Here is a 13,071-nt window from a genome sequence, read left to right on the forward strand (position 1 = left end):
GGATAGAATTGGATCCTTTGGACAGCCAGATATCAGATCAAATGAAACGAATTTGTAATGCCTTGGAGCTGTTAAAGCAGAAACGTCATTCTAAGGTGACTCCTGTTAAGGAGTTTAAGATGAAGCAGGTAGAATATTATGATCGACAGGCAGTGGTTGAAGATACCAGTGAGTGGAGCGATTTTTACGGCGGAAGCTATTGGGGTGGTAAAGATCTCCACTGCTGTTTTCAGGCAGAGCTTAATCTGCCTAAGGACTTTCAGGGGAAGAGTATAGCTTTAAGCCTTCGAACTGGTGCTGATAACATCTGGGATACAGACAATCCTCAATTTCTGGTGTATATAAATGGTGAACTGAAATGTGCCATGGATATGAATCACCAGGAGGTAATATTGACGGAAAGTGCACTTGAAGGTCAGCATTTCAATTTGGGGTTCTATGGGTATTCCAACAGTGATAAACCCTCTATGTATTTTGAAGTGTCTTATTATATCAGAAATAAAGAAGTTGAAGAATTATACTATGACATGAAGGTACCTTATAATACAGCAGTGTGCCTGAGAGCGGATAGTCTGGAGCGGATCAAAACGGTTCAGCTATTGTCTGAGACAGTAAATCTGCTGGATTTACGAAGAGACAGTGAGGATTTCTTTCGTTCTGTTACCAATGCGTTAAATTACATACACAGGAACTATTATGAGAAGCTTTGTAGTAAAAAGGCAGTAACAGTACACAGTATCGGTCATACTCACATTGATGTGGCTTGGAAATGGCAGCTAAAGCAGACCAGAGAAAAAGCCCTTCGCAGCTTTAAGACAGTACTATATCTGATGGAACGTTACCCTGAATATAAGTTTATGTCCAGCCAGCCCCAGCTTTATGAATTTGTAAAAGAAGACTGTCCCCAGGTATATGAAGAAATCAAGAACCGGGTAAAAGAAGGACGCTGGGAAACGGAAGGAGCAATGTGGCTGGAAGCAGACTGCAATTTGATTTCCGGTGAATCCTTTGTACGCCAGATACTTTATGGAAAGAAGTTCTTTAAAGAGGAGTTTGGAAAAGCAGAGAATGTTGTATTATGGCTGCCGGATGTATTTGGTTACAGCGCTGCCTTGCCGCAGATTATGAAAAAATCAGGAATTCGTTATTTTATGACCACAAAAATAGCCTGGAACGAATACAATCGAATTCCCAATGATGTTATGCTGTGGAAAGGTATTGACGGATCAGAAGTGTTGACTTATTTTATAACCACCAGGGATTATGATACCTATCCGGAACTGAATAAAAAGCCTGATATCAGCACTACCTACAACGGACGTCAGAATGCAAGTCAGGTTATGGGAACCTGGCAGCGGTTCGGCAATAAGAATCTGGTACAGGAGGTACTGACCTGTTACGGGTATGGTGACGGAGGAGGCGGACCAACTTCAGAGATGCTGGAGGAATCAAGGCGTATGGAGAGAGGTCTTCCTGGCTGCCCGGTGACAAAGCAAACCTTTGTACGAGAGTACTTCGAACTGCTTGAAAGTGAACTTAGAGGAAAAAATATTCCGAAATGGAGTGGTGAACTCTACCTTGAAACCCATCGGGGTACCTATACCTCCATGGCAAGAAATAAGCGTTATAACAGACTTTGTGAATTCAAAATTCAGGATGCGGAGCTTCTTAATGTGATTGCACTAGTAATCAAGGGCAGTAATCCCTATCCGGCAGAGGAACTTGAAAAAGCCTGGAAGCTAATACTGCTGAATCAGTTTCATGATATCCTTCCAGGCTCATCAATAAAGGAAGTCTATGAGGATTCACAAGAGCAGTACCAGGAAGTTCTAAGTATAACGGAAGGATTGATTAACCGTGGATTACAATGTATAACCCATTGGCTGGAAACTGATGCTGAAGGGAGCGGAGCGGATATTCAGACAGATATTACACCAGATATTATACCAAATATTACCCCAGATTCTCACGACAAACAAAATCAAAAACATGTTATACAAGATATAGACAATCTAAATAAAAAAATAAACGGTAGTGAAAAGTTATTAAAACATGTTGCCCGGCCATTAGCCGGACAGCTGGAGGAAAACAGATATTCAAATAGATATTCAGATAACCAATCTCTTCTTGTATTTAACCAATTAGGCTTTAAGAGAGATAATATCATAAATTTACCTGACCCAGTATCACAAACATATAGTGCTTACCCGTTTAGAATATTTGCTTATGGTGAAAGTCTGACGGTGCAGAAGACAGAGGAGGGCAGTTTTATATGCCGTGTGAAGAACTTACCGGCAAAGGGTTTTCTGGTATTGGATAAAGTCCCCTCTATAGATAATCACATAAAGAATCAGGAGGATATAATCACTCCAATCACTATCCAGGGGAAAGCAATACATACACCTTTCTATCAGATTCAGCTTAATGACCAAGGGGAGATTATATCCCTCTATGATAAAGAAGCAGGCAGGGAATTGGTTCCAAAAGGAAAGAAAGCAAATGAGCTCCGGGTATTTGATGACCGACCCTCAGAGTATGATGCCTGGAATATCGATTCAACCTATAGAGAAAAATTCTGGACCATGGATGAGAAAACAAGTGTTACTGTTACAGAAAACGGAAATGTGCGAACCTGTATTAAGATAATAAGAAACTACCAAAACTCAGTCATCAGTCAGAGAATGATCTTGTATCCAGACGCGAGAAGAATAGATTTTGAAACTATAGCAGACTGGAAAGAATCCCAGCAGTTGTTAAAAGCAGTATTTCCAATGGATATTATGACTGACAAAGCAACTTATGAAATACAATACGGAAATGTAGAACGTCCAACTCACACGAATACCAGCTGGGAAGAAGCAAAATTTGAAGTGTGCGCACATAAATGGGCGGATGTCTCCGAAGCGGATTATGGTGTAGCTGTTCTAAATGATTGTAAATACGGCTATGACATCCATGAGTCTGTAATCGGAATAACCCTGATTAAATCCGGTATATATCCATATCCCGAGGCCGATCAGGAGGTTCACAGATTTACCTATTCCCTATTACCGCATCAGGGTGATTATAGAAAAGGAAGAGTACTTCAGAATGCCTATGCATTGAACTGCCCGCCCTATACGAGAGAAATCAGACATTTGAAAGCAGGCAGCAGGAAAGCCTGGTCATTATTTTCTACAGCTTCTGATAATGTAATCCTTGATACGGTGAAAAAGGCAGAGGTATCAGAAGATATAATTCTAAGAATATATGAGGCCTACGGCAAACGGAGTAACACCAGTATACAATCTCCACTCTTTAGTTCCTGGCAGATAACTGAATGCAATCTCATGGAAGAAGATATGATTTCATGTGACATAAATTCTGCAGAACCAGCAAGTATTACTGAATTCTTTAATTCCGAAGAATCCTTCAGTTCAGTTGAACGGCTAGATAATACAAAACCATTAAACACTGTCGGAACGATAAATACCAAATCCATAAATAAAGCTGATTATATAAGCGCTTTCGAGTCCATAAGAAAAGCTGAGCCTATAAATACTACTGAATTAATAAATACTAAAGAATTAAGTTCTAATGAGCAAAAAGTTAAAATAGAGGAAAAGGATAATACCTTTACCTTTACCCTTAAACCCTTCGAAATAAAAACCTTCCGTTTAAAAAGGAAAAAACTGATTAAATAATAAAAACTAAAAACCCCAATACTAAAAATTGTTCAAAAAACCTGTTACCACCAATAAACAGGCGATTTGCAGCAGGCAGAAAGAATGAATGCGCCTATTGAAAGGTATTAGAAGTCCTTTTCTCTGAAGTTTCTGTGCTATATCATCAAACAGATTGTTTGAGCATAGCGAGTTATCTGTTTGATGATATGTCAGGCACAGAAGCTTCAGAGAATTAGGACTTCTTATACCTTGAAATCGAAGCATGAATCTTTCTGTCTGCTGCAAATCACCGTCCCCTTGTGACCAACCTGTCTTTTGCCTCCAATCAACCAGCTTCATTCTGTAATACGAAAAGAAACCATAGCCTTTGCATCCTTGTCCGTCCGGTATCTTGATGGCGAAAGTCCACAGTATTTCCGAAAAGTACGGTTGAACTGCGAGAAACTTGCAAACCCGCAGGACTCTGAGATATCCGTTATCCTGGTATCGGTAGACAGCAGCAGCTGTTGGGCGTTTCTTATTCTGGTCATCTGAATATAGCTGTTTAAGGTGAAGCCGGTAATCTTTTTAAATTGGTGTGACAAGTAATAACTGCTTATATAGAACCGGGAAGACAAGAAATCAAGTGACAAAGATTCTCCGTAATGTTCATGGATATAGGAGGTAATGGAATATATCTTGTTGGTCAGATTATCTGCAGAGGAATGTACAACATAGATATTCTGATCCTGATAGAGATAGAGCTTTGTCAGGAATTCCATGAACTTGGTATGAATCAGCAGATTGTTAATGGGGGTCTTTTTCTTTGATAGTATGAAGATATCATTAAGGGTTTTGAAGAGGTCTTCTTTATAGGAGCCTTCGAACCGATAGATAGGAACGTTTCTTTCGAAAATGGAAAATAAAGCAGTAAGATCCTTTGCAATACCCTCCAGTTCCATAGGCAGATTGAAATTAATAATAAGACGTTTCTTTGGTGTACCATGAGGATATTGGGTCTTATGTAACAGGGAAGGTTTTAAGGCTACAATATCACCAAATTGCAGGTCATAAATATCACCCTCTATGATATGGTCAGCAGATTGGTCAAGAAAGATACAAAGCTCATAAAACCTGTGAAAATGCTGAAATTCCATATTAATGCTATAGGAACGGTCATCATAATCAAAGAAATAAAAAAATGGGTCCTCCGGATGGTTTATTTCTACCAAATGACATTTTTCATAAAGAATCAGATTTTCTAACAGCATTATTTCAGTTCCTTTCAAATAAGATTCTAAGGTACATTATAATTTCTTATAAAAAGTATATTGCATAAAAGCAATAAATGCAATATAAATGGTAAAATACGCAAAAGAAGCATAGTTTTAGGTGCAATTAATTGTTATACTAATCTTAACAAGCCAGGTATATAAAATTAGGAGACAGATGAAAGGATATATTCAATGCTTAAGGAAGAAACATTAATACAAACAAAATTAAATGTGCTGATAGAGAGCTTTCAAAAAGTGCTATATGAGGATGATACGGATTTTCTGTCAAATATGAAATCCAGGAATCTTGCCGGGGACGATATTACAAGGTACCGGTACTGGGAATGGACACAGGGGATTGGACTTTTTGGATTTTGGAAGTTGTTTGAAAAGACCAAAGAAGAGGAGTATCTGGAGTTGATTTTGAAATATTATAACGAGCGGATTGATAGCGGACTTCCTTCTAAGAATATTAATACCTGCGCTCCGATGCTGACTTTATCTTATGCAGCCGAGTACACAGGAAACCCTGTGTTCCATACAGTCTGTGCTGAATGGGCAGAGTGGATAATGAATGAGCTGCCAAAAACCAAAGAAGGAGGTTTTCAGCACATTACTTCTGATACCTTAAATGATCAGGAACTCTGGGATGATACCCTGGTTATGACAGTGCTTTTTCTTGCCAATTATGGAAGAATCTCAAATAAACCTGAATATATAGAAGAAGCCAAATATCAGTTTTTATTACATATAAAGTATCTGGCCGATAAAAAGACCGGTTTATGGTATCATGGCTGGACCTTTCATGGAAACCATAATTTTGTGGAAGCCTTGTGGGGCAGGGGGAATTGCTGGGTGACAATTGCAATTCCGGAATTTTTACATATGGTGGATTGTGAAGGCAGTATACAGCGATTTCTTCTGGAGGCATTAAAAGCACAGGTGGAAGCCTTGGCAAAATACCAGGGAACAAGCGGTATGTGGCATACTTTAATAGATGATAATACCTCGTATACAGAAACCAGTGCTACCTGTGGTTTTGCTTATGGAATCTTAAAGTCAGTACACCTTGGACTTATTGACGATAGTTATAAAAAATGTGCATACAAAGCCTTGGAATCCATTCTTCTAAATATCACCGATGAGGGTGTCGTGAAACAAGTCTCCTACGGAACTGCCATGGGAAGAGTAAACAAGCAGTTCTATAAAGAAATAGCAATCCGTTCCATGCCCTACGGACAGGCACTGGCAATCCTTTTTCTGTTGGAAATAACAGAAGATATGGAAAAAGATAGGGTTATGAAGCTATGAGAAAAAAAGCGGTCGTATTTATAAGTTTTATGATAATTATGATTGTAATGGGGGCAAGTGACAGCCTGCGAGGAATCTTTGCTGTAATGTTTCGTGAACATTTTGAGCTGTCGGCCTTTCAGATTTCATTGATAATTACCGTAAGTTACCTGGGTAATCTTATATTTCTGTTTTTTGGAGGGGCTTTTGTTGACAGGTATCACAAGAAAAAGGCTCTGCTGGCTATAGTAAGCATTTGGCTGTGCGGAGCGGCTCTATTTATCTTTACAGATGATTATGTTCTGTTGTTGCTTGGTATGTTTTTCTGTATGGGAGCCTCTACGCTTATTAATACTACTATTAATATCCTGGTACCTGCTGTTTTTGCGGCTTCGCCGGGGATGATAGTGAATATTCTTTTCTTCGTTCAGGGGATTGGGACCAGTACCAGCCAGAATTTTGGCGGAAAGCTTACAGGGAACTACTCTTCCTGGCAGGGAATCAATCTGTTTCTTGCTGTACTTGCAGTGGTTGGGGCAGTTTTCCTGCTGACAGCGGATATTCCGGAGGTCAGGCAGGAAGGCAGAAAGAAAATATCATATAAGGGAATATTGAAAGCACCGATTTTTTGGAGCCTAACCTTAATCTTTGGCTTTTATTTTATTGCAGAGCATGGAATACTTAACTGGCTGCTTCTTTACGGAATAAATGAGCTTGGGTTATCCTCCGGGCACGCTTCTGCGTATCTGTCTTTGTTTTTTGGCGGGATTACCCTTGGAAGGCTTTTATTTGCACCGGTTGTACAAAAATTAGGAGTGAAGAAGAGCATTACACTTTTTGGAGGAGTAGGTACCGTAGGTTATATAACAGGGATTCTGTCAGGTAAGACGGGAATTATGCTGTTAAGCTTGTCAGGCCTTGGGATATCAATACTTTATCCTACTCTGGTACTTATGATACGTCTGTTTTATGAGGAAGACAGGATAGCTACAGCAACAGGTGCAGTTATCAGCCTTGCCACCATATTTGACATTGTCTTTAATATGGCATTTGGCAAATTGGTGGATAGTTATGGACTAAGGATATCTATTATGATACTACCCTTTAGTATGGCAGCATTTTATATCAGTTATTTGATTTTTGTTGGGAGCAGAAAAAAAGAAAGTGTGCAGTGAATGAAGTGCTTACAGATTCTACGGAGAGAATTTGGATATTCTGCAATTACTGTTAACATGCCGAGTATTATGAAAGCAAAATTATATAATTCATTTTTTTCAGCTGTATAGAAGAACGTCAGGCTAGGAGGCTTCTGTGTCTTAATCTGTTTTTAATAGGCAGGCGTAGCATTCTTGTTACTGGAACCGCTACGCCTTCTTCTCTTTCCCTTTTTGAGTACTGATATCAGATACTGATAATAAAAGAAATTTACCTAATGCAGTACAGTTATTCTTGCATAAATAATTACCGGCTGGCATCTACAAAAGCTGTAAACAGCTTCTTTGCACCTTCATTTACACGGAAGAGATGCTCCGGATGCCATTGGACGGCAAGAAAGAAAGGGTGGTCTCTTAAATATACAGCTTCTACCAGTCCATCCCTCGACCTTGCAGCTACATTCAACTCAGGAGCCACATCTTTGATTCCCTGATGATGAAAGCTGTTTACCATTAAGGTATCTTCCTGAAGAATATCATAAAGGAGAGAATCCCTTTCGATTGTTACAGTATGTGAAAGTACTGTGCGACCGGATTTCTGAGAATGGCATAGATTTAACTCCCTTTGGAATTGAGCAGCAATATCCTGAAATAAGGTGCCTCCAAAGAATACATTAAGTACTTGTATTCCGCGGCAGATACCAAATACAGGCTTGCCGGTACTAATTACAAGATTAAAAATAGTTTCTTCCATCTGATCTCTGTCAGGGTACACTACATCACATTCCTCAAGGGTTTCCTCACCGAAGCGGAAGGGATCGATATCCGGGCCGCCTGTAAAAAGGAAACCATCACAAACCGAAACTGCTGTCTTTAGTGCTTCTTCATTTGCTTTCAGGGGAAGCAGGAGAGGAACACCACCTGCATCCAAAATAGCTTCCAAATACATGGAAGCTATGCAAAGCTTATTATTATCAGGTTCGTAGTGGGGGGTAACTCCTATAACAGGGATTCTCATTTTAACTCCTTTCGTGAACATCAAATCTTGGGATTTGATATTCCTGAATACGTAGTTGAAAAACAGTCTTTTGATTTTACACCGAACTCCCAGCTTATGATTTGGAGACACACTGATTTTACTTTGGATATTCGCTGATAATAATCGCTGGTATCTATTTACCCGATTGTTATAGTATATGACGCGTTAAAGCTTTTGCTAACTTCTAATTTATTACCCCATTTACGTTCTTCCAAGGAGCCATTGAAATTATCTGAATCACATCTGCCGTACCAGGGTTCAATACATACAAAAGGTGCATTTTTACCGGCAGGTGACCAGAGACCGAACAAAGGAGCATCAAAGGCAACAGTAATATAGGGGGTCTTATCGGGTTTTAAAAGAGATACTCTATGGCACTGGTTTTTTTCAATTATAAGAGCATCATTATCAAAAAGATGTGAACTGATAGGCAGAATTCCCTGATCTGTAGAGAGTAAGCCAGGTTCTTCTGTTGTTACGGCCAGTCCATGTTCGTTGATTTTGGTTATAATTAAAGGAGCTTTATGATCGAAGGCAAAATAGTAGTCTTCCTGGCGGCCTTCTTTGTTTAAAGGACAAAAAAAGGCAGGATGGGCACCAATTGAGAAATACATGGTATCATTCCCGTTATTGATGACCTCCCAGGCAACTTCGATTTCTCTGGCTGTCAAGGTGTAGCTTATGTTAAGGATAAAAGGGAAGGGATATTCTTTCAGGGTGGCTTCTGTAGCTTCCAGGGTAAAAGTGATAGAATTCTCATTTTTATCAGATATACGAAAATCCATGTCTCTGGCAAAACCATGTTGTGACATAGGATAATCAATGCCATTATAGTTATAGCTCTTATCCTTTAGGCTTCCTACAAAAGGGAAAAGAACAGGAGAAGAACGCTTCCAAAAGGCAGGATCTGCATTCCATAAATAATCCTTTCCGTTTTTTCTATCGGATATTGCAGTCAACTCTGCTCCTGCTTCATGAATTTTTAAAGTTAATTCATCATTTTCTAATACATGTAATTTCATAGTAACCTCCGGTTCAATTTTATTATCAATGCCTTCTATCTATAAGACAGAGATGTTATAAATCAACAAATAAATTTAGCTTTTATTTTAACATGGAAAGACTATTTATACCATACATTACATAAAAATCCATGTTTTCTGGCAGAGAGAGACTGAAACTACTTGTGTCGGGCCTGGAAAGTAAAATATACAATAAAATTAAATAATAAGCTCAAAGAGAGTAGTTATTGATACTGATGTGTCAGGATATTTTGAAATAAGTTGTGTGAAATGTATACAAAAATTCAAGATTATTTTTATGAGAAGTGTCAATGGTAAAAGTTTAATAATTCTATTATAATAACTTTACATTCAAAGTTTGTTACTGTTCAATCAGGCAAGACTTACATCTATAGGTGTATTTCTTGTCTTTTTTTATTTACTAAGTTTAGGAAGAGAGTGTGTATTAGCTGGAACAGTTTTAATCTGATTACAACCCCAGACTTCTTAAGGAGGAATGAACGGAATTCCCTGATATAGTTGGACAGAAAGTAGGCAGTTATGAAGATCGTACGTATATTAAATAATAATTCAATTGTGGCAAGGAATGAGAAACAGCAGGAATATGTGCTGCTGGGATCAGGTTTGGGATTTCAAAAAGCCAGAGGTGATACAGTTGATGAATCGAAAATAGAAAAGAAATTTGCTCCCACAGACGATAAGGTAATCAGCCAGTTTGTAGAGCTGGTAAATAATATCTCTATGGAATGCATTTTGTATTCCCAGCAGATAATTGAAGATGCCAAAGTAAAATATGGTAAAAAACTGGTTGATACCATTTACATCTCCTTACCGGACCATATATCCAATGCAATTGAGAATGCCAGAAGCGGTATCTATGTCAGGAACCCGCTCCTTCATGATATCAAACGCTTCTACAAGGATGAATTCTCCATTGGAACATCTGCCTTAGAACTTATTAAAGAGAATACAGGGATTCAATTACCTGAAGATGAAGCTGCTCATATAGCCTTACATTTTGTAAATGCAGAAATAGGTGAAGGCAAGGCTACAGCCATAAAGTTAACGGAAATAATGCAGGAAATCTCAAATATTGTGAAAGATTATTTCAAGATAGAATACGATGAAAATTCCTTAAATTATTATCGATATATAACTCATTTAAAATTCTTTGCACAGAGAATCTTAAATAATACAAATTATCCGGAAGGGGATAAGGATGTTCTGGAGCTGGTGATTAATAAGTACAAGAAGGAATATGAATGTGTGCTGGAGGTTGGCAGGTTTATAAAGGATAAATTCGGATATGTGTTAAGTTCAGATGAGTTGTTATATCTGACAATTCATATTTCAAGAGTAGTAAATAAAGTGGATTAGATTTTTGAGCGTGATATTACGAATATATAGATAGGTAAGTAAAGCGTAAAGCACAATGGTTATGGTTATAGGGATTGTTATGATTAGGTTCAGCAAGACCCGGAGATAGCAGCAGGGTAAGTTTAAGAATTTACTGTAAACGCTGTTTTCCTCCGGGTCTTTTTATATAGATTTATAAATTAAAGAATAATCAATCATAGATTGGACATTCAAAAAAGAGGATAGTAAAAAAATAAAGACTGTTTTTTACTGCATATTCAGGAATATTAAATCCCAAGATTTGATGTTCACGAAAGGGGATATTATGAACTATACCAACTTAGCAGCCGAAATTCTTAAATATGTCGGCGGACAGGAAAATGTAATAAGTGTTACAAATTGTATGACACGGCTTCGTTTCCAGTTAAAAGATTCCAAGAAAGCAAATGTAGAAGCTATTAAAAATCTGAAAGGTGTACAGGGTGCCGTTACTAAAAACGGACAGTTTCAGATAATCATTGGCACAGACGTAAGCCATGTCTGCGAGGAGATTAAGAAGCTCGGACATTTTGATGATAATGCTGAAACCAGTGGAGAAGCCGAAAAGACTGGAATAATCAACAGCTTTTTTGGAACATTAACCGCAATCTTTACACCGGTTATTCCTGCCTTAGCCGGTTCCGGTATGATCAAAGCTTTATTGGCATTATGCGTGGCGTTGGGAGTAATTACAAATGACAGTAATACTTATAAAGTATTTTTTGCCTTTGCTGATGCGCTCTTTTCCTTTATGCCCTTTATTCTGGCAATTTCAGCAGCCAAGCGCTTCAAGTGTTCACCATATATTGCAGCTGTATTAGCCGGCGTATTGCTTCATTCCAGCTTTACGGGTATAGAAGCGCAGGAATTGATTATTAACATATTTAATGGGAATACCATTAGCTTAAAGTATTTTACCATATTTGGCTTTTTACCGATTTTAGCAATCTCTTATGGCGGAAGTGTAATTCCTATCCTTTTGATCGTATGGGTGCAATCAAAGATAGAGCCTGTTGCTAATAAATATTCCTTTCCAGCTGTGAAGGTGTTCTTAGCACCTCTGATTACCATTATCCTTACCGGTTTAATCGCGTTATTTATCGCAGGACCTATCGGTAACCTGATCGGACAGATTTTAGCAGTCGGCTTTAACTTCTTAAATGACTATGCTGGTTGGGTAATTCCTCTCATTATGGGTACCTTATGTCCTTTCTTTGTTATGACAGGAATGCATTACTGCTTTGCTCCCATTCAGTCAATTCAGTATGCAACATTGGGTTATGGAACAATCTTAGGACCTGGTATGTTAGCCTCAAATATTGCACAGGGAACTTCCTCTATTGTCGTGGGTTTAAAATCTAAGAACAAAGAACTTAAACAGTTAGGTCTTTCTGCTGGGTTTACTGGATTAATGGGTATTACAGAACCAGCCCTTTATGGTGTCAACTTAAAGTATAAGAAGCCATTATATGCTGCAATGATTGGTGGTGGTTGTGCAGGCCTTTATGCAGGCATAACCGGTATTCATACCTTTTCTTCCACAACTGCAGGCCTTCTGGCACTTCCGGTTTATATCGGCGGTGAGGGTTTTATGAATCTTATTAATGCTTGTATTACAATACTGATTTCCATGGCAGTAACAGTTATCGCAACTCTGATACTGGGATTTAAGGACCCTGTTGAAATGAAAACAGGGGAAGTGAATGCAGAGGAAGTGAATGCAGTAAATAAAAAGGAAGTAAAACCTCTTATAAAAGAGAAATTAATACTTGCTGCACCCTTAAGCGGTCAGACGATTAGTCTGTCTGAGGTTTCTGATGAAGCCTTCTCTCAGGGCATTTTAGGAAAAGGTGCTGCAATACTTCCTGTGGAAGGTAAGGTTTATGCACCTGTTAACGGCAGAGTAGAGACAGTATTTGAAACAAAACATGCTATTGGACTTGTTAGTGATGAAGGTGTTGAAATACTGATTCATGTAGGTATCGATACTGTTGAGCTTGGCGGAAAATTCTATGAAGCTAAAGTGAAACAGGGAGAAAGAATTGCCAAAGGACAGCTGCTGCTGGAATTTGATATGGACGGTATCAAAAAAGCGGGTTATGATATAACGACTCCGATAATTGTTAGTAATACAGAGGATTATCTGGAGGTGCTGGCAACGGTTAAGGAAACTGTCAGAGCAAAGGAGGATTTTCTAACTATTTTACCTTAATGAAAAGGAAGTTTATAGCCTTTCCAAGCAATAAACAAGTT

General features: G+C 38.5%; 8 protein-coding genes. 5 read left to right on the plus strand and 3 right to left on the minus strand.

Annotated features, from left to right (window positions below; translation table 11 throughout):
* The first annotated feature begins 8 nt into the window (after positions 1 to 8).
* Positions 9 to 3,683, plus strand: a complete 3,675-nt coding sequence (locus BR73_RS27475) for a glycoside hydrolase family 38 C-terminal domain-containing protein (protein WP_051685208.1) — start codon at positions 9 to 11, stop codon at positions 3,681 to 3,683.
* Between the two features lie 317 nt (positions 3,684 to 4,000).
* Here BR73_RS27475 and BR73_RS0114095 read toward each other — a convergent pair whose 3' ends face one another.
* On the minus strand, positions 4,001 to 4,915 hold the full coding sequence (locus tag BR73_RS0114095; RefSeq protein ID WP_033166049.1) for an AraC family transcriptional regulator: 915 nt from the start codon (positions 4,913 to 4,915) through the stop codon (positions 4,001 to 4,003).
* Between the two features lie 195 nt (positions 4,916 to 5,110).
* On the opposite strand from BR73_RS0114095, the gene BR73_RS0114100 reads away from it, so the two are divergent.
* On the plus strand, positions 5,111 to 6,229 hold the full coding sequence (locus BR73_RS0114100) for a glycoside hydrolase family 88 protein (RefSeq protein ID WP_051685209.1): 1,119 nt from the start codon (positions 5,111 to 5,113) through the stop codon (positions 6,227 to 6,229).
* Entirely contained in the window at positions 6,226 to 7,383 is a 1,158-nt protein-coding gene (locus BR73_RS0114105) for an MFS transporter (RefSeq protein ID WP_033166051.1), read from the plus strand. The genes BR73_RS0114100 and BR73_RS0114105 overlap by 4 nt, the downstream gene beginning before the upstream one ends.
* Before the next feature lie 286 nt (positions 7,384 to 7,669).
* Here BR73_RS0114105 and BR73_RS0114110 read toward each other — a convergent pair whose 3' ends face one another.
* Both BR73_RS0114110 and BR73_RS0114115 read right to left on the minus strand, forming a co-directional pair.
* Positions 7,670 to 8,380 (minus strand): gamma-glutamyl-gamma-aminobutyrate hydrolase family protein, encoded by a 711-nt coding sequence (locus BR73_RS0114110; protein WP_033166052.1) that lies wholly within the window; start codon positions 8,378 to 8,380, stop codon positions 7,670 to 7,672.
* Between the two features lie 158 nt (positions 8,381 to 8,538).
* On the minus strand, positions 8,539 to 9,423 hold the full coding sequence (locus BR73_RS0114115) for an aldose 1-epimerase family protein (protein WP_033166053.1): 885 nt from the start codon (positions 9,421 to 9,423) through the stop codon (positions 8,539 to 8,541).
* A 540-nt stretch (positions 9,424 to 9,963) separates the two neighbouring features.
* Between BR73_RS0114115 and BR73_RS0114120 the strand changes: the two genes are divergently transcribed.
* Both BR73_RS0114120 and BR73_RS0114125 read left to right on the plus strand, forming a co-directional pair.
* On the plus strand, positions 9,964 to 10,800 hold the full coding sequence (locus tag BR73_RS0114120) for a PRD domain-containing protein (protein WP_033166054.1): 837 nt from the start codon (positions 9,964 to 9,966) through the stop codon (positions 10,798 to 10,800).
* 304 nt (positions 10,801 to 11,104) lie between these two features.
* On the plus strand, positions 11,105 to 13,030 hold the full coding sequence (locus BR73_RS0114125) for a beta-glucoside-specific PTS transporter subunit IIABC (protein WP_033166055.1): 1,926 nt from the start codon (positions 11,105 to 11,107) through the stop codon (positions 13,028 to 13,030).
* Positions 13,031 to 13,071 lie beyond the last annotated feature (41 nt).

Source organism: Clostridium sp. KNHs205, assembly GCF_000702945.1.
Taxonomy (GTDB): domain Bacteria; phylum Bacillota; class Clostridia; order Lachnospirales; family Lachnospiraceae; genus Anaerocolumna.